General features: G+C 61.7%; 20 protein-coding genes. 9 read left to right on the top strand and 11 right to left on the bottom strand.

Features of this window, described 5'->3' with window-relative positions:
• Positions 1 to 2: 2 nt before the first annotated feature.
• The 3 genes from BM222_RS01610 (at position 3) to BM222_RS43205 (ending at position 1,867) form a co-directional block, all read left to right on the top strand.
• Entirely contained in the window at positions 3 to 860 is an 858-nt protein-coding gene (locus BM222_RS01610; protein ID WP_092226519.1) for an SDR family oxidoreductase, read from the top strand.
• Between the two features lie 224 nt (positions 861 to 1,084).
• Entirely contained in the window at positions 1,085 to 1,327 is a 243-nt protein-coding gene (locus BM222_RS01605) for a hypothetical protein (protein WP_092226518.1), read from the top strand.
• Between the two features lie 198 nt (positions 1,328 to 1,525).
• Positions 1,526 to 1,867 (top strand): DUF892 family protein, encoded by a 342-nt coding sequence (locus tag BM222_RS43205; protein ID WP_502690857.1) that lies wholly within the window; start codon positions 1,526 to 1,528, stop codon positions 1,865 to 1,867.
• A 30-nt stretch (positions 1,868 to 1,897) separates the two neighbouring features.
• Here the strand turns inward: BM222_RS43205 and BM222_RS01595 are convergent, their stop codons facing one another.
• Genes BM222_RS01595 through BM222_RS01585 form a run of 3 tightly spaced genes read right to left on the bottom strand, consistent with a single transcriptional unit; the run spans position 1,898 to position 4,752 of the window.
• Complete coding sequence (locus tag BM222_RS01595; RefSeq protein ID WP_092226517.1) at positions 1,898 to 3,034, bottom strand: DUF305 domain-containing protein; 1,137 nt, start codon at positions 3,032 to 3,034, stop codon at positions 1,898 to 1,900.
• Positions 3,021 to 3,566 (bottom strand): hypothetical protein, encoded by a 546-nt coding sequence (locus BM222_RS01590; protein ID WP_092226516.1) that lies wholly within the window; start codon positions 3,564 to 3,566, stop codon positions 3,021 to 3,023. Before BM222_RS01590 ends, BM222_RS01595 begins: the two co-directional genes overlap by 14 nt.
• A 10-nt stretch (positions 3,567 to 3,576) precedes the next feature.
• Positions 3,577 to 4,752 (bottom strand): zinc-dependent alcohol dehydrogenase, encoded by a 1,176-nt coding sequence (locus BM222_RS01585; RefSeq protein ID WP_092226515.1) that lies wholly within the window; start codon positions 4,750 to 4,752, stop codon positions 3,577 to 3,579.
• A gap of 161 nt (positions 4,753 to 4,913) precedes the next feature.
• On the opposite strand from BM222_RS01585, the gene BM222_RS01580 reads away from it, so the two are divergent.
• Positions 4,914 to 5,696: an SDR family NAD(P)-dependent oxidoreductase gene (locus BM222_RS01580; RefSeq protein WP_092226812.1), complete on the top strand. Its 783-nt coding sequence runs from the start codon at positions 4,914 to 4,916 to the stop codon at positions 5,694 to 5,696.
• 55 nt (positions 5,697 to 5,751) lie between these two features.
• On the opposite strand, the gene BM222_RS01575 is transcribed toward BM222_RS01580, so the two are convergent.
• The 7 genes from BM222_RS01575 to BM222_RS01540 all read right to left on the bottom strand — a co-directional run bounded on the left by BM222_RS01575 (position 5,752) and on the right by BM222_RS01540 (position 11,057).
• Positions 5,752 to 5,994 (bottom strand): hypothetical protein, encoded by a 243-nt coding sequence (locus BM222_RS01575; RefSeq protein ID WP_244546982.1) that lies wholly within the window; start codon positions 5,992 to 5,994, stop codon positions 5,752 to 5,754.
• A 415-nt stretch (positions 5,995 to 6,409) separates the two neighbouring features.
• Complete coding sequence (locus BM222_RS01565; RefSeq protein ID WP_092226512.1) at positions 6,410 to 6,967, bottom strand: HdeD family acid-resistance protein; 558 nt, start codon at positions 6,965 to 6,967, stop codon at positions 6,410 to 6,412.
• A gap of 139 nt (positions 6,968 to 7,106) precedes the next feature.
• Positions 7,107 to 7,586, bottom strand: a complete 480-nt coding sequence (locus BM222_RS01560) for a DUF992 domain-containing protein (RefSeq protein WP_092226511.1) — start codon at positions 7,584 to 7,586, stop codon at positions 7,107 to 7,109.
• Positions 7,587 to 8,180, bottom strand: a complete 594-nt coding sequence (locus BM222_RS01555) for a hypothetical protein (protein WP_092226510.1) — start codon at positions 8,178 to 8,180, stop codon at positions 7,587 to 7,589.
• Positions 8,177 to 9,313 (bottom strand): AI-2E family transporter, encoded by a 1,137-nt coding sequence (locus tag BM222_RS01550; RefSeq protein WP_092226509.1) that lies wholly within the window; start codon positions 9,311 to 9,313, stop codon positions 8,177 to 8,179. Before BM222_RS01550 ends, BM222_RS01555 begins: the two co-directional genes overlap by 4 nt.
• Positions 9,314 to 9,351: 38 nt before the next feature.
• Positions 9,352 to 9,588 carry a hypothetical protein gene (locus BM222_RS01545; protein WP_092226811.1) on the bottom strand — a complete coding sequence of 79 codons (237 nt, stop codon included), beginning with the start codon at positions 9,586 to 9,588 and terminating at the stop codon, positions 9,352 to 9,354.
• Positions 9,589 to 9,617: 29 nt separating this feature from the next.
• Positions 9,618 to 11,057, bottom strand: coding sequence for a basic amino acid/polyamine antiporter (locus BM222_RS01540; RefSeq protein WP_092226508.1), 1,440 nt, complete (start codon positions 11,055 to 11,057; stop codon positions 9,618 to 9,620).
• A 6-nt stretch (positions 11,058 to 11,063) separates the two neighbouring features.
• Between BM222_RS01540 and BM222_RS40810 the strand changes: the two genes are divergently transcribed.
• Both BM222_RS40810 and BM222_RS01530 read left to right on the top strand, forming a co-directional pair.
• Positions 11,064 to 11,483, top strand: a complete 420-nt coding sequence (locus BM222_RS40810; protein ID WP_177242943.1) for a hypothetical protein — start codon at positions 11,064 to 11,066, stop codon at positions 11,481 to 11,483.
• Between the two features lie 187 nt (positions 11,484 to 11,670).
• On the top strand, positions 11,671 to 12,384 hold the full coding sequence (locus BM222_RS01530; RefSeq protein ID WP_092226506.1) for a Bax inhibitor-1/YccA family protein: 714 nt from the start codon (positions 11,671 to 11,673) through the stop codon (positions 12,382 to 12,384).
• Between the two features lie 18 nt (positions 12,385 to 12,402).
• On the opposite strand, the gene BM222_RS01525 is transcribed toward BM222_RS01530, so the two are convergent.
• Positions 12,403 to 12,909 carry a DUF1269 domain-containing protein gene (locus BM222_RS01525; RefSeq protein WP_092226505.1) on the bottom strand — a complete coding sequence of 169 codons (507 nt, stop codon included), beginning with the start codon at positions 12,907 to 12,909 and terminating at the stop codon, positions 12,403 to 12,405.
• A gap of 334 nt (positions 12,910 to 13,243) precedes the next feature.
• Between BM222_RS01525 and BM222_RS01520 the strand changes: the two genes are divergently transcribed.
• The 3 genes from BM222_RS01520 to BM222_RS01510 all read left to right on the top strand — a co-directional run bounded on the left by BM222_RS01520 (position 13,244) and on the right by BM222_RS01510 (position 17,504).
• A complete protein-coding gene (locus BM222_RS01520) occupies positions 13,244 to 14,677 on the top strand; it encodes a basic amino acid/polyamine antiporter (protein ID WP_092226810.1) in 1,434 nt (477 codons plus the stop codon).
• A 24-nt stretch (positions 14,678 to 14,701) separates the two neighbouring features.
• Positions 14,702 to 15,964, top strand: coding sequence for an arginine deiminase (arcA, locus tag BM222_RS01515; RefSeq protein WP_092226504.1), 1,263 nt, complete (start codon positions 14,702 to 14,704; stop codon positions 15,962 to 15,964).
• Between the two features lie 334 nt (positions 15,965 to 16,298).
• On the top strand, positions 16,299 to 17,504 hold the full coding sequence (locus tag BM222_RS01510) for a sensor histidine kinase (RefSeq protein WP_244546981.1): 1,206 nt from the start codon (positions 16,299 to 16,301) through the stop codon (positions 17,502 to 17,504).
• The last annotated feature ends 42 nt before the right edge of the window (positions 17,505 to 17,546 follow it).

The following is a 17,546-nucleotide window of genomic DNA, read 5'->3' as shown; positions in this document are numbered from 1 at the left end:
CGATGACCGAATACCCCAAGCCGCCGTTTCCCAGCCAGCAGCAGCCGATGCCCGGCTCGACCCGAGCGATGGATCCCCGACCGGACCACGGCGAAGAAAGCTACAAAGGCTCAGGCCGCCTGGCCGGCAAGAAGGCGATCATCACCGGTGGCGATAGCGGCATCGGCCGCGCCGTTGCGATAGCGTACGCGCGGGAGGGAGCGGATGTCGTCATCGCCTACTTGAACGAGGACGATGACGCCGCCGAGGTCAAGGCGCTGATCGAGCGGGAAGGCCGCAAGGCCGTTCTGATTCCCGGCGATATCAGTCGGCCCGATCATTGTCGTACCGTCGTGCAACGTGCCGTGGCCGAACTCGGCGGAATCGACATTTTGGTCAACAATGCGGCTCACCAGGCGACGTTCAAGGACATTGCCGACATCAGCGACGAGGAGTGGCAGCGGACGTTTGCGGTGAACATTCATGCGATGTTCTACCTGGCCAAGGCAGCTGTGCCGCACATGCGGCCCGGATCCGCAATCGTGAATACCGCCTCGGTCAACTCCGATATGCCGAATCCGAGCTTGCTCGCCTATGCCACGACCAAGGGAGCCATCCAGAATTTTACGGGTGGGCTCGCGCAGATGCTGGCCGGCAAAGGGATACGCGTCAACGCGGTGGCGCCCGGTCCGATCTGGACCCCGCTGATTCCGTCTACGATGCCGGAAGAGTCCGTCAAGAATTTCGGCAAGCAAGTGCCGATGCAACGCGCAGGCCAACCGGCCGAGCTTGCGACGGCTTATGTCATGCTCGCAGATCCGCTCTCGAGCTACACCTCTGGTGCAACCTTGCCGGTCACAGGGGGCAAGCCGTTCATCTGACCGCGACCGCCTTGCGCGGCTGCGCTCGCGGATGATCCGTGTCCCGGGCTCGCCGCGCCGTTACAGCGTGATGACGTAAACCGCGAACGCGAGGACGATCGCGACGCTGACGACCACAATGCTGATCAGGAGCTTTCCCATGCGACACCGGTAGCTGGGATAATGGCGCGCCCGCGGTGGAGTTCCACGCGGGTCTGTGCGTACGACGCTAGGAGTACCGAGCAATGGATATGGCAGATCTTTCAGCAATGACCGAAGCATCCGGCCTCGAGAACGACCCGGCGCCCAACGATACCTCGTCAACGGCGCGTGGCGCCCCAAGAAGCGGCGGACCGCGGCCTGAACCGCAATCGGCCGCCGCCGACCTGTCCGATGAATTGCGTCGCATCACGGCGGCCGCGCCGCTGCGGTCGCTGTTGGCGGCATTCCTGCTCGGGATGCTCGTAGCCCGGCGCCGGCGCGGATAGCGAAGAGAACCCTCGCAATACCTTCCGCCTGGACGCGTTGTTCTAAGCTTGCGAAACGGATGCGGCCCCGCGGGGAGAGGGGCTCGCCGGGGCCCCTGCGCGCTTCCGCGATCAACACACGATAGCGGTTGCGCCAGAGCGAAATGTGTAGGCGTTTGCGGGCCGCTGCATGGACCGGCGAAAGTTTCTGGAGAAGAAATGTCGACCATTGACTTACCATCCGCCGCGCCTTGGGTGACGTTGCGAAAACCTCGGGACGGCGGTCAGAACACCTTCGCCAACAATGCATTCGAGAACTTCGAGATCGCGGCCTACAAATCGCTCATCGCGCTCTGCGGTGCAGCTGGTGTTGCCGAGGCCAAGGAGCCGCTCGAGGCGTCCTTGAAGGAAGAGCAGCGTATGTGCCTGGATCGATTCCAACGTCGAGAAGGTGACCATGGAGTTTCTGGCGCACCAGCGGCAGGCCGCATAGCCCTCGAGCGAAGATCAGATCCGGTGGGGCAGGGAACGGTGAGACCGTGCCCCGCCATCCTCAAGTAGCTTCGCACCAACTGACGTCGCGATTTTTGATCAGTTGACGTTGTTGCCCAGCATGTTCCGGGTAGCACTCACGACTGCGGCAATGCCGCTTTCGCCGTGCATCAAGGCGATCTCGCCCTGCTGCTCGTGACGGATGGCGTGAGCCATGGCCCGTAGGCGGGGATCGCCGTGGCTGTGCCACATCTGGTCGGCCATCTTGACCGCCCCTCTGTGATGTCGGCTCATCATTTCGACGAAGACCGCGTCGAATTGCTCGGGCGCTGCAAGCTTGACCAGCCGTATCTCGGCCGGTGTGAGAAAGCCCGGCATGGCAGCACGCTCCTCGGAGCTGCAATCAGGCAGCGAGGTGTCGAACCAGCTCAGCCACCAGTGCTCCAAGATCTTGTTCTCGCCGGTCTGGCTTGCGACCATCAGTACAGCGAGTTTCCGGAGATGTGGATCTTGCGCGCGCCTGGCGGCACTGCGCGCCAGCTCGATGCCTTGTGCGTGATGCGTCGCGATGTGGCGCATGTAAGTCTGGTCTGCATCCCTGTCGGCTCCGATCCACGGCGGTTCACGGCCTTGGCTGCCGAACAAGGCGATAATTCCAAGCGCAGCCAAGAGGACCAGCGCACCCGCGAGCCACGCGTCGGTAAACCGCACGTCTCGCTCCGTTGCCGCGCCGCGTGCCCAGCGCAGCCGGGCGAACAAGGGATACACCAGGGCTGATGAGGCGTGGACCAGAAGCCCGATCCAGTACGGCTGCTGGAGCGTGAACAGCGGCTGCCAGAACGGGAATAGCGGCACCAGCACGAACCATTCCATGCCGGACGAGAAGATCGCCCAAGGAAGCGCCAGAAGCAGGATCACTGCAGGCCGCAGATCGGCAGTCCAGCGTCCGAGCACACCAAAGAAAACGACGGCCCAGGAAAAGTCCGCCCATTGATGGAAGGCGATGCCGGTGAGGATAGCGCTCCATGACGGCGGCGAGCTGAGCGCCCAGTCGCGCGCCGGAATGGTCGCGACCGTCATCCAGTCCACGCCCGCGTCGCGGCCCATCCGCGCGGCGACCAACTGGCTGACAATGGTGGAGAAAGTGCTGCTGATCAGCCCGAGCTCGACGGCGGCAATCCAGCGCGGGCGTCGCCGTCGCCCGTTTGCAATCCCAGCCTGGTCAGGAGGCGACACCGGCCGTCGCGTGCTGGATCATCTCCTTCGCTCGAGCTTTCGCGGCCTGGGGTCCCTTGGGGAAGCCGCTGCGATTGGGATACAGCTTGCGTCGCGCATTCGGCGGCGGCCGCTGCGGCTTGGTTTCCTGAGCGGCGCGGTAGTCGAGCACGGCAATGCCACCGACCATGAGGAGCGCCAGTGCGACATTGCTCTTCCTGGGATTGTCGGACGTCAGTCCTGATAGGAGCGCGGCGGCATCGAGGCCATCGCCGCCGACGCGGGCCCACAGGCCCGCGTTCTTGTCGACCGAGAGTGACATGACGCCGGCGAGAATTTCCCGCAAGCCGAAAGCACGGACCATCGTCTCGCGCCCTTCCATGCCGAGCGTTTCCGTGACGCGTCGAGGCGCGAAAAATTCCACGATGCCGAGACCGATGCTGAACCAGCCGAGCGCGCGTGCGAGCTGGTCTGCCGGTTGCTTCAGGCTCGGTCCGCCTTCGACGATCTTGGGATCGCCTTTGGTGCGCACGATATTGGAGAAGTGAAACATGTTTGCTCCTTCAGGGCTTCAACACGACCTTGACACAGGAATCGCGCTTGTCGCGAAACACCTGGTACATTTCGGGACCTTGCTTGAGCGGCACGGTGTGGGTGATGACGAATGACGGGTCGATCTCGCCTTGCTCGATGCGACGAAGCAGGTCGTCGGTCCAGCGGTTGACGTGGGTCTGGCCTGTCCGCATCGTCAGCCCCTTGTTCATGAATGCACCCATCGGAAGCTTGTCGGAGAAGCCGCTGTAGACTCCGGGGACCGAGATGATGCCGCCGGGCCGGCAGACATAGATCATCTCGCGCAGCACATGGGGCCTGTCGCTCTCCAGCATCACCATCTGCTTGGCGCGGTCCAGCAGGGTGTCGGGCCATGACGCCATCACATGCGATTCCATCCCGACGCAATCGATGCATTTTTCGGGACCCCTGCCATCGGTCAGTTCCTTGAGCCGCTCCAGAACGCTCTCGTTTTCGAAGTTGATCGTAGTGGCTCCGGCAGCTTCCGCCATGCTGAGGCGCTCGGGCAGGCAGTCGATCGCGATGACCTGATTGGCGCCAAGCAGGATGGCGCTGCGGAGTGCCATCTGCCCGACTGGACCACAGCCCCAGATCGCGACCGTATCGGTCGGTACGATGTCGCATTGCACGGCGGCTTGCCAGCCGGTCGGGAAGATGTCGCTGAGAAACAGCAGTTGCTCGTCGGGGATCCCGGCGGGAACCTTGATATGCGTGGCATCGGCGAAGGGGACGCGCAAGTATTCGGCCTGGCCGCCGGGATAGCCACCGGTCAAGTGCGTGTAGCCGAACAGGCCGGCGGTCGAATGCCCGAATACCTTGTCAGCCAGATGCTTCTTGCGATTGGTTGTCTCGCACACGGAGAAATTGCCGCGTTTGCACTGATCGCATTCACCGCAAATGATCGTGAAGGGGACGACGATGCGGTCGCCCTTCTTCAGCTTGCCGTCGACGCCGGGTCCGACCTCGACCACTTCGCCCATGGTCTCGTGGCCCATGATGTCGCCGGGCATCATGCCGGGAATGAAATTGTGAAAGAGGTGAAGGTCGGATCCGCAGATCGCGCAACTCGTGACCTTGATGATCGCGTCGCGCGGGTCCTGGATTTCCGGATCGGTGACGGTGTCGCACCTGATGTCTTCCTTGCCGTGCCAAACTAGCGCCTTCATGTCCGTCCTCCGCCTGAATTACGAGGCATCTAAGTCCAGGATGGAACGATGGTTGCTATCGCTGGCGCAAATCTTCGCACCGCGGTCACCGCACCTCAAATAGGAACGAGCCGGAGACGGGGCGATTGGACGTCATCAATCTCAGCCGCGAGGACGCGCCCATGCCAGCCAACAAACTCGCCGTCGTGACCGGAGCCTCGACCGGAATCGGTCTGGAACTCGCGAGGTGCTGTGCCGAGGACGGTTTCGATCTCGTCATTGCCGCGAATGAACCCGCGATCGAGGCCGCGGCCGCCGAATTGCGCAAGATCGGCGGCAGCGTGGTGGCGGTACAGGCGGATCTCGCGACCACTGAAGGCGTCGACAAGCTCTATGCGGCCGTGGGCGATCGTCCCATCGACGCGTTGCTGGCCAATGCCGGGGTCGGCCTCGGTAATGCCTTCCTCGGCCAGGATTTCGGCCGGGTCAGGCGCGTGGTCGACACCAACATCACCGGGACGCTCTACCTGATCCATCGGGTCGGCAACGAGATGCTGCGACGGAATTCAGGTCGCATTCTGATCACCGGCTCCGTCGCCGGCTTCACGCCGGGAAGCTTCCAGGCCGTCTACAACGGCACAAAGGCGTTCCTCGATTCCTTCTCGTTCGCGCTGCGCGAGGAACTGCGCGATAGCGGTGTGACCGTCACCTGCTTGATGCCCGGAGCGACGGAGACCGAATTCTTCCGGCGCGCCGACATGATGGACACCAAGGTCGGAACCGACAAGAAAGACGATCCACATGAGGTGGCGAAGGCCGGATTCGACGCGATGCTGCGGGGCGATTCGGACATCGTGACGGGAGTGAAGAACAAGCTCCAGACCACGGTGGCGAACGTCACGCCGAACGAGGTGCTGGCCAAGCAGCATCGCAAGATGGCCGAGCCGGGCACCGCGAAGCCCTAGTGTCCTCGATGGGCAATCGCCGGGTTGTCGAGTGCGGCGCGCTAGCGGCGCCTCGCTACTCCGGCTGTCTCCGTTTGCTGCGTGCGGGTTCGTCGTAACCCTTGCGACGGCTGTAGAACATCAGTGCCATCAGACCGCAGCCGATCACGACCATCAGGATTGCAGCTGCTGCGAGGATGACGTTGCGGTAAAGTGGCATCGGTGAAACTGCTTGCCACACCGACGCGCAATACCAGATTGCCAGGACAAGAAGAGCTGTCAGAGCTACCGAAAGGAGCCACTGCTTGGTGTTCCGCACGATTGCCTCCGTCATAGGGGCTCGGGGCCGCACAGCCTCAAATTGTTCGCTTCCCGGAGAGAAGACTTTCCCGTGGGCGCGTTCCTAACGCCACCGCCATCCGCAATGACGACGACCGCGATGCCACCAGCAAACCCAGCGGCGGCGCCTCCGCGGCGCCGGGCGGCCCCAGCCCGGACCAGGTCCAGGTCCCCAACCAGGACTTGGTCCCCAACCAGGACCTGGTCCCCACTGCGCGTGCGTCAGGAGTTCTGACGGCTCGCCGGCTTTGCCAAGATCGGGAGCAATCGGCATCGCTTCTGCTGCTGCAATGAAACGAACCCCGATCGCACCGATGGCTGTGGCGGCAACGGCATTCTGGGCGAAGCCAAGGAAAGCTCGACGGCTGGGAGTGTCCATCATCTTCTCCTCTTTGTTACGCAGCCTTTCGCACGGATTGAAGCGCGTAAAGCAGCCACGCCAGGCCGTGCGAGATCAGGTCGATGCCCAGCAGGAAGCCGAGGGCCCAAGCGCTGATGGTGGGAAAACGGAACAGAATGAGCAGTCCGGCGAGCAGTGCGAACATGCCGGAGGCCAGCATCATCCAGCCATTCTGCTGCCAATAAGCGAAACTCAGCACGCATCGGACGGCGCCCGATGCGAACAGCACAGCGCCCAGAAAATAGGTCAGGATCAGTGTGCCGGAAGCCGGCTGAGCGAGAAGCACAAGCCCGAAGCCTGCATAGAGCGCGCCGAGCAGGATCTGCCATGCGAAGCCGCCCCATCCCTTGGTCCAGAAGGCATGGGCGATCTCGAACGCTCCGGCTGCAATCGCCGTCAGCCCGATCAGCTTGACGCTGATGACAGTCGCAAACACCGCGTCGCCGAGCGCCGCGAAACCCGCGGCGATCATCACAAAGCCAAGGAGGACGCAGACCCACAGGGGAGGAGGGCCCAGCGCTTCGATGCCGGACCGGCGGTCGTAGACTGTCATCCCATCCTCCTGATCCGCGTAATAGTCCGCAGATGAGGCACGATAACTCGAACTCGCTAAGTCGATATCCGACGAAACCCTGAGCCACGGAGCGGGAATGTTCGCAATGGATCCGACCAGCCTGGATCGTTGTCGCAAGCTATCGGTTGCCGCGCGAGCCCAGCGTCAGATTGGAGACGCCGGCCGCGAGGTTCATCCCGATCGATCGCTCGACCGACAGCGGTTGCAACATGACACTTCGCCGTGAACCGCCGATCAGAACGTTGGCCCCGAGGCCGGGACCAAGGGCGACATTGCCGCTCGCTCCCACATAGCTCCCGCGCAGGGTACCGGGGCCGATGCGCGAGTTCTTGGCGAGCACCGCCCAAGACAGGGTTCCTGCGGAGGTCACGCCAATGTCGAGACCGATGCGCCTTATGCGGCCCTCATAGATATATTGCCGAGGCGGCCTGCTCGCATAGAACACGCAGCGTAGCGATTGCGCCGATCCGAGGACCAGCCCCACCCGCGCCTCGCTGAAGCACAATAGTCTGCCGACCCGGAATGCGTCGGCGCGGGAGGGCGAGGCGGCGCATAGCAAGGCGAATGTGCCGATGAGAAAGAGCCGTATTGTTCGCATTTAATCCTCCGTTGGGTTGTTCGTGGATGTTGCCGTTGGCCGGCCGTCCTGACGAAGCCAGAATGTGATGGCGAGGCCGATCAGCAGCACTGCGCCCAGCAAAAAGAAGAAAACAGATTGCTTGAGCCAGGATATCGCGGGAACGGCCACGCCCATCGCGAGGCCAAGAAACGAGATTTGCAGCGAGAGAAGGCTGACGCCCGCCAGGAACGTGCCGAGTGCGAGCAAGGTGAGGAGGACGAGGCCGGTCGCTGGAGTGGGAAGCAATTGCTGGACGCCCGACACCAGCATGACGTTCATCGTGACCAGGACGGCAACCCAATGCAGCGCCTGGGTCCAGATCAATCGGAACTGGGCCTCCTTGCCCTGGGTCTCCGGCCATTTGGTGACGACGCAGACGACGCCGATGGAAAGGGCCAGGAATTCCCAGTAACCGACGAGAGGCTGGTGGGACACATTGGTATAGGCAACGCCCGCGATGGCGAGCACCAGCGCCACGACGTATGGCAATTGCTGCCACAGGAAGTGGGCCATTCCAGATCGAGGTGAGGAAGGCCCGGTTCGCTCGTTCGGTTTCGCATCGATTTCGTTCACGGCACCCGCTCGCGATCTGGAATTGCCGAAGGTCTGCTTGCGTCGTCGCCCAGGTAATCCTCGACGTAGAACCGGATGATTGCGACACGGCAGATCGCGACCAGAGGCATGGCCAGGGCGATGCCCAGGACGCCGAACAGCGCGCCCAGCATGACAATCGCGACCAACGTCCAGGCAGGAGGGATTTCGACAGCTTGACGCTGAATAAGCGGGCCGATCACATAGCCTTCGAGCGACTGGATGATCGTGTAGATGACGATGGCCCAGATCAGCAGGGAGCTTCCGAGCGGCATTGCGACGAGTGCGATCGGAATTGCGGCTAGGATAGGCCCGAGATAGGGAATGAAATTCGATAGGCCTGCCTGTAATCCCAGCACGAAAGGTCCGGGCAGCCCGACGAGATAGAGTGCGAGCCAGACGCACAGCGTCATGAGAATGATGCGGACGAGCTGCCCGACCAGCCACAGCCGCATGACTGTGCCTGTCTCGTCCATGACCGCCCTCGCCCGGGCGCGGTAGGACTTCCGTACCAGCATGACCACGCTTTCGCGGTGGCTGATCGGATCGAACGCAAAGAGGATTCCAAGGAACAGGATCACCAACGCGCTGGTCAGAACACTCGATGCTCCGCCGAGCAGGAATTGAGCATGACTGAGGAAACGGCCCTGGTCCGAAAACAGCCATTGCGCAAAGTCGCGGCCCCATTCCGGACCGAGCAGGTCGACACCGTATGACATCAGATGCGCCTGCATGACGTCGATCTGGCCGTCCATGACCTTCAGCAAGATGCGCGTCTGCTCTGGTAACTTGCCTGTCCCCCAGCCGAGGCCCAATCCCGACAAGGCGGTGAACAGCAACAGGACCAGCGTCAGCCGCCAGGGTCGGTTGAGCGGGAGGACCGGCGCGAGGGCCCTCGCGCAAGCATCCAGAAATGCGGCGAACAACACGCCTGCGAAGATGAGCAGGAGACTGGAGACTGTTTGCCACACCAGAAACAGGAAGACGCATGCGGCGAGCAAGGTGAGGCCGGTCGCCAGAATGCCGCGCGGTGCGTCATTCTCCTGCAGGTCGACGAAATCGTCGCGTGGTACGATTTCACGGAGCTTCTCAGGTCCAGTCCTCGAATCGCTCATGGATCGGTCCAATCGCGGGGGGCTATCGCCTGCGGCAGCTAGGTTCGAATCCGTCGGCTGCCGTAGTGCGGATGCGTTCCGCCGCGGTGACGCCAGTCGCGGTGCTTCGTCGGGGCCGTATTGGTATTGGGCGTTGCGTCCTTGCGCGTCGATGCGCCGGCATCCTTCGGCGTAGATGTGCCGTTGTCCGTCGGCTGCGCCGACAGGATCGGGGATGCGGAAAGCGCTACCAACCCGCCCAGGATCAAGGCGCCAAAGATGGCTCGGGTGCCCATATTCGCCTCCATGTGACCAGGACAAGGACTCAGATCGAGATAGCTCCGATGAGCAGAGCGGAGATTCCGGCGCAAGCGGCGATGACGATCGTTGCAAAAAACACAGCTTCGGACCGCTTGAAGATCGCTTCCTTGCGCTCACGCTTCGCGAGGACGAACAGCAGCGTGCCTGGGGCATAGAGGATCGCCGACAACAGGAGAAACTTCAAGCCTCCTGCGTAGACCATGGTGGCCGCGTAGAACGTCGCAATGGCCGAACGGACCCAGTCGACGACGCGTGCGCGCTCGCCAGCGCGATAGGTCTCGCCGGTCCAGGCGATCGTCAAGCCGTAGGCCGCAACAAGGAAATACGGGATCAGCGTCATGGCGCTCGTCATCTTCAAGGCGAGCGTGAATGCGTATTCCGCAAACCAAGTGACGAGAAGGAAGGTTTGGATGACGCAATTGGTGAGCCATAACGCACCGGCGGGAACTTTGTACGCATTCACCGTGGCGAGAAACGAAGGCATGGTGCGGTGGATCGCCGCGGAATGCAGGATCTCGGCCGCCAGGAGTGACCAGGACAGGTAGTTACCGAGGATCGAGATCAGGAGTGCCACACTGACGAAAACGCCGCCCGGGCGGCCTATCATCGATTCCATCACGCCTGCCATCGAGGGCGTCGCGAGATTCGCCAGTTCCGATCGCGGCAGCACGCCGTAGGACAGCAGCGTTACGAGGACCAGAAGGCTGAGAACCGCCAGAAACCCGGCAAGGGTTGCGAATCCGATGTCGGTGCGGCGCTCGGCGTAGCGGGAGTAGACGCTCGCGCCTTCGATGCCGACGAACACGAACACGGTCAGCAGCATCGTGCCGCGAACTTGAGCGGCCACATTCGAAACGTCCGGCGTCTTCGTGCCCCAGAAATTCGCGAAGAAGAGCTTGCTGTCAAAAGCCAGGACGGCAGCGACCAAGAACAGGAGTATTGGGATGATCTTGGCGTAGGTCGCGATCGTGTTGAGCGCGGCAGCGCTCTTGATGCCGCGCAGCAATAGAATGTGGACTCCCCAGAGCAGAACGGACGCGGCAGCGATCGCCACCGGCGTCGTGCCATCACCGAAGACAGCGAAGAACTGCCCGAGCGTCGCCTTGATCAGGACGAGACAGGCGACATCGGCAAGGCAGCAGCCGATCCAGTATCCCACGGCCGAAGCAAAGCCGATATAGTCACCAAATCCGGCCCGGGCGTAAGCATAGATGCCGGCATCCAGCTCTGGTTTGCGGTGTGACAGAGCTTGGAACACGAAGGCCAGCATCAGCATGCCCGTTCCTGCGATGGTCCAGGCGATCATCGCGCCAAGCGCGCCCGTGGTGCGTCCGAAAGCAGCGGGTAATGCAAAGATGCCGGAGCCGATCATCGACCCGACCACAAGCGCAATAAGCGCCTTGCGGGAGAGCTTCTGATCGGTCTCGTTTGACAACGGAGCCATGACGAGATGGCCTTCCAAGCCGAGATAGGGCGAGCCCTGGTGCAGACCAGTCTCGTGAAGACCTTAGAGACAACTCTCCGTCTCGCCCATCAGGGATTCTCTGTAGGGACGATGGGCAGGAAATTGGCCGGCGCGGGCCGCCGGTGCATCGAATTCAGGAGTGCAGGGCAGGGCTGGCACCTTGCTCGGGACCGGCTGAAGGCCCGGAACGGTAGCCAGAAACACGATGCTGGAACGGCAGAATTCTCCGGCCTTCGCGAGTTCGGCTGCAATGCATCGTGCATGCAGAACCGCTGCATCCTGATTGGCGTGTTCACAGCCGATCTCATCGGGCGACAGACCGTATTTGTCGACGATATGGAAGAAGAAACGCATGCCGCGGGATTAAGACGGATCACGGCCAGCTTCGAAGTGACAAAGCCGTAAGAGCTCTACTCCAAAGGGATGAGAAGCGGCGCCAGATTGCGTTCGTAATGAGCGGGATCGGTCGGGTACGGGCAGTTGCAGCCGCCTACGTGGTTTTCGCCACCGGCATTCGGGTGATTGTCCGATGTCGCCGCTCGGCCTGGGAGGTAGTGTGGCCGAGGTCCGCGAATTCAGGAGGAGGCACGCGATGTCAAACTTTGATCAGAACCTTTCGAATTCCGGCGCGGTCGATGACGGCGCGATTGCGATCGACGCCGGATTGCGCAATTACATGATGCGCATCTACAACTACATGGCTGCGGGTGTCGGTCTCACCGCTATCGCCGCGTGGTTGACCTACCAGCTCACCGGACCGGCTCTGCTGCAGAATCCATTGATGTGGGTCTTTATCCTGGCGCCGTTGGCGCTGGTGTTCTTCGTCAGCGCGCGCATCAATACGCTTTCGGTGTCCACGGCGCGCCTGCTGTTCTTCGTCTATGCGGCGCTGGTCGGCGTCTCGCTCTCGACCTTGTTCCACATCTACACGAATGCTTCGATCACCCGCGTATTCTTCATCTCTGCGGCGACGTTCGGAGGGCTCAGTGTCTTTGGCTACACGACAAAGCGCGACCTCTCCGGCCTCGGCACATTCCTATTCATGGGGCTCATTGGCGTCATCATCGCCAGCCTGGTGAACCTCTTCCTGCAGTCGACCGGACTCGATTGGCTGATCTCGGTCGTAGGCGTCGGCGTCTTCGCCGGGCTTACGGCATATGACACGCAGCGGATCAAGGCGATGTACGATGCCAGGGACGATGAAACCTCGGCGGGCCGCAAGTCCGTGATTTCGGCGCTGTCGCTCTATCTCAACTTCATCAACCTGTTCATGATGCTGCTACGCCTGTTCGGCGGCCGGCGCTGAAAGGCCAAAAGCGGCCGTTCAGGCCGCTGGCCGCTCCGCGGCGGCGCTTGCGAGCGCGTCGCGCAGGGTCTTCTCCTTGGCGTCGTCCAGCGACGTCTTCAGCACCGTCCCGCCGGCGTCCTTGATTTCCTTCAGGACCTTGTCCGCCGTCATGTTCTTGATCAGGACGAACAGGGCCGCGTTGCCGGCGTGGAGTGAGCCAGACAGCTCTTTCATGAAGGTGTCGTCGATGCCGAAATCGGACAGCGCACCGCCGAGTGCGCCGGATGCTGCGCCGACTGCGACACCGAGGATCGGATTGAGGAAAATCACGCCGATCAGGAGACCCCAGAAGCTTCCGGTCATCGCGCCCATCGCCGTCGTGTTGACGAGTTGATTGAGCTTGATGCTGCCGGATTCCGTTTTCACGGCGATCACTGCGTCGCTGATCGTGATCAGATACTCTTTCTGCAATTTGAGGAGGCGATGACGTACCTCCTCGGCCTTCGCTTCGGACGGATATACGATCGCGACGAGATCGGACATGGAAACCTCCTGCTTGATCGAGTTCCCCGGCGCTTGCGGGGACGCGCGGCCAAAGATTAGCCGGCGAAGTGCCGGCTTGGCATCGGAGAAAACCCTCAGGCGTAGGGATGAATGTTCCGGATCGTGGCCTCCGGGAAGCTACCAGGGGCACCTATTCTTGACCCTCGCGTACGCCCTGTAACGTCATCTTGAGTGCCTGATTCCTGCGAGGGAAATCCCGACCCTGGACCAGGTATTCACCCGATATTCCGGGCTCCGTCCAAGACGCATGGTGGACTCGCCGGGCAAGTCGGTCGCCTGGATGTTGCGCACGTTCGTGCGGCGAGGTCTTGACATGACGGGGACGCCATCGATCCAGAAGCTCTCGCTGTTTGCGTTGACTGCGATGGTGGTCGGCTCGATGGTCGGGTCGGGCATCTTCTCCCTGCCTCGCACGTTCGGAATCGCCACGGGCCCGTTCGGCGCCATCTTCGCCTGGTGCATCGCCGGCGGGGGCATGTACACAATGGCGCGGGTCTTCCAGTCGCTCGCCGAACGGAAGCCCGACCTCGATGCCGGTGTTTATGCCTACGCGAAGCAAGGATTTGGCGACTATCCGGGATTCCTGTCCGTGCTTGGTTACTGGACAGGAAGCTGCATAGGCAACGTATCCTATTGGGTCCTGATCAAGTCGACACTGGGCGCGTTCTTTCCTGTGTTCGGTGACGGAAATACGATCGCGGCGATCATCGTTGCGTCGGTCGGGATCTGGCTATTTCACTTCATGATCCTGCGCGGCGTGCAGCAGGCCGCGGCGATCAACACCATCGTCACCGTTGCGAAGATCGTGCCGATCCTGATCTTCATCCTCATTCTCGCGTTCGCGTTCAAGGGTGACATGTTCCGCGCCAATTTCTGGGGCGGAGAAGGCATGCCGGACAAGAGTCTCTTCGACCAGATCCGCGCCACCATGCTGGTGACAGTGTTCGTGTTTCTCGGAATCGAGGGCGCCAGCGTCTATTCACGCTACGCCAGGGAACGGTCCCATGTTGGCGCTGCGACGATCTTGGGCTTTGTGATCGTGACAAGTCTCATGGTCCTCGTCACCATGCTGCCCTATGCGGTTCTTCCCCGCGCGGAAATCGCCGGCATGCGACAGCCGTCCATGGCGACGGTGCTCGAGACGGTGGTCGGGCACTGGGGCGCCGTCTTCGTCAGCATCGGACTGCTTGTCTCGGTGCTCGGAGCCTATCTTGCCTGGTCCCTCATTTGTGCCGAGGTGCTCTCGGCGGCCGGCCGCACCAGGGACATGCCGGCCTTGTTTGGTACCGAGAACGCGAACAAGGTCCCCGCTGCGGCGCTGTGGCTGACGAACGTGATCGTTCAGCTTTTCGTCATCAGCACGTATTGGTCGCGCGATGCCTTTGCGCTGATGCTCAATTTGACGAGCGTCATGAACCTCATTCCGTTTTTCCTGGTCGCTGCCTACGGGCTGCTGCTGGTCAGACGGGGCGAGACCTATGAGAAGCGCCCTGACCAGCGCAGGCGCGACATGATCTTCACGGGCATCGCGGTCATCTACACGCTGTTCCTGATCTATGCGGCCGGAATGAAGTATCTGCTGTTGGCAGCAATTCTATATGCCCCTGGTACGGCGTTGTATTTTTGGGCGCGCCTCGAACAGAAGGCGAGGGTCTTTACTGCCGTCGAGTGGGGCATCTTCATCGTTGTCGCGGTCGGCGCTGCTGTCGGGATCCACGGATTGGCCACCGGCTACATCACCATTTAGGCAGGCAACATCCGGGAGAACCCCATGGCAAAGCAGACATCGGACGCCTCGATGCCCCTTGGTGTCCATTCAGAGGTCGGGCAGCTGAGGAAGGTGATGGTCTGCTCGCCCGGCCGCGCCCATCAGCGCCTCACGCCGTCGAATTGCGATACCCTGCTGTTTGACGACGTGCTGTGGGTGGAAAACGCGAAGCGTGATCACTTCGACTTCGTGCAGAAGATGCGCGACCGCGGCATTGATGTGGTCGAGATGCACAACCTGCTGGCAGAGACGGTCGCGATCCCCGAGGCGAGGAAGTGGATCCTCGACAACCAGGTGGTCCCGGATCAGGTCGGTCTTGGCCTCGTCGACGAACTGCGGGGTTACCTCGAGAGCCTCAAACCGCGCGATCTGGCCGAAACGCTGATTGGGGGCGTTTCGACCCATGACTTCCCGGAAGCTCACGGCGGCGAGATGCTGAAGCTGGTCCGCCAGGCCGCGGGGATGACCGAGTATCTGCTGCCGCCACTCCCCAACACGCTTTATACGCGGGACACGACATGCTGGATCTACGGCGGGGTCACGCTGAATTCGCTCTATTGGCCGGCGCGGCACGAAGAGCCGATTCTTGCCACGGCCATCTACATGTTCCATCCGGAGTTTGCTGGCAAGGTCAATGTGTGGTGGGGGGATCCGACTCGGGACCATGGTCTCGCGACACTGGAAGGCGGCGATGTGATGCCGATCGGCAAGGGTAATGTCCTGATCGGGTTGAGCGAGCGCACATCGCGACAGGCGATCAGCCAGGTTGCCGCGGCCTTGTTCAGGAAAAAAGCGGCCGAGCGGGTGATCGTGGCCGCGATGCCCAAGCTTCGCGCTGCGATGCATCTCGATACGGTGTTCACATTCGCCGATCGGGATTGCGTCCTGCTCTACCCCGACATCGTCAACAACATCACGGCATTTTCCTACCGGCCCGCCGACAATTCGGCCGGCCTCGAGCTGCGCAAGGATGAAATGCCGTTCGTGGATGTCGTTGCTGGAGCTCTTGGCCTGAAGAAGTTGCGCGTCGTCGAGACCGGCGGAAACGCCTATATGCGCGAGCGAACGCAGTGGGACAGCGGAGCTAACCTGGTTTGCGCCTCACCAGGCGTCGTGTTCGCCTATGACCGCAACACCTATACCAACACCCTGCTGCGCAAAGAGGGGATCGAGGTCATCACCATCGTCGGTGCCGAGCTGGGGCGGGGCCGCGGAGGGGGGCATTGCATGACCTGTCCGATCACCAGGGACGCGGTGGATTACTAGGCGGCCCGAATGCGGCGGTCGCGACCGGCATGTCACGGCCGGGCGCCGCTTCGGCCCTTCTCCCGAGTTCGACGCAACCGGATGGAAGCAGGATCCGGACTCGTATTTGAACTTCACTGCCGGACGGTCTGGCACAATCTGCATAGTCGTCCCTGCCGAAGTTCAACTCACAGGTTCGAGAACTCGATCCGGCAGCAATGCTGCTTATTGGTGTCCGCAACCTGACGGTGTATAGTGGGTGTGCCCCACGGCAACACGCGCATCGCCTCGCCGATTGGGGAGGTAGGAGACTCTCGATATTGAGATTCAGTGTCGGGCGTCACTGGAGAAGTGAGTGCCTACCGTGAACCCACATAGCTCTTCCTCCGGCGAGTTGGATCGTTCAAGTGTCGGCGAGTGGCTGCGGTTTGGATCGGAACAGACCACCGAGCGTCTGTACTGGATGTCCTCAGCCGATCTTCTCTTCGTAGTGCGTCCGTCGCCCGGAGGCCTGTTCGTGTATGAGGGGATCAATCCGGCGTTTGAGGCTCATCTCGGCATTGCGTCGGAAGCCATCCGGGAGGTGGGCGTCTCCGACTGCCTCGGCAAGGAGGACGCCAAAGCGATTTGCAATGCCCTTCGTGCCTGTCTCGCAGAAGGAACAGAGGTCAGGATTTGTCATCGCCTTGCATTGGGCGGTCAGCGGCAGAACATGGAGACAACCATCGTTCCGGTCGCGGATCCGCTGGTCGGGGGAGCCGTGGTCCGGCTGGTCGGCAGCCATCGCGTCGTGCACAATGGTGCTTTCGGAATCGCGGACGGAGGCGTGGACGGCGCGCAGTCGTGTTTCAATTTGGCGTCCATTCAGGAGGAGATCCAGCAGCGGATTGCTTCCGATCTGCACGATTCGACATGCCAGCATTTGATCGCGGCGAGCCTCGGCCTGATGCGGATCCGGCGGTGCATGGGCGATCCGGTCGAGGCTGAGCGGCTTTGCGAGGAGATCGACGCGTCTATTGATGAAGCCCTCAGGGAAATTCGCGCTTTTGCCTATCTGCTGCATCCACAGAATCTGACGCTCGACAGGCTGAAGGCGACGATCGAGCGTTACGCAGACGGTTTCGCGTCGCGTACGTCGCTGCGGGTCACGACGAGAATCGCGCCAGACGTCGATCGGCTGCCTTACGAAAAGCAGCGCGCAATACTGCGTGTCGTTCAGGAAGCCCTTACGAACGTGTTCCGTCATGCCAAGGCGACCGAAGTGAGGATCGTCCTGGATGTGGTCGAGAGTGGACTTAGGCTGACGGTCAGCGATAATGGGCGCGGGCTTCGAGCCGACCACGTCAAGCAAGGTGCGAAGACGATATCGATGGGCGTTGGAATTCCCGCGATGAGGGCGCGACTTGAGCAGATCGGAGGTTCGCTCGAGATTTGCTCCGATCCGACAGCTCGGCGCTCCGGCACGATGCTTTGCGCGGTCATTCCGCATGGCCTGACCATGAACGGCCGTAACTCGCGAAAGGCCAGCCCCGTCATGCGAGGGTCCACAAGAACACAATGAGGAAAGAAGAACACTGAGCACCGACGGCAGGTGAGAACGGCA

This window comes from Bradyrhizobium sp. Gha (assembly GCF_900113735.1).
GTDB lineage: Bacteria > Pseudomonadota > Alphaproteobacteria > Rhizobiales > Xanthobacteraceae > Bradyrhizobium.
This window is presented reverse-complemented; position numbering and strand designations above follow the sequence as displayed.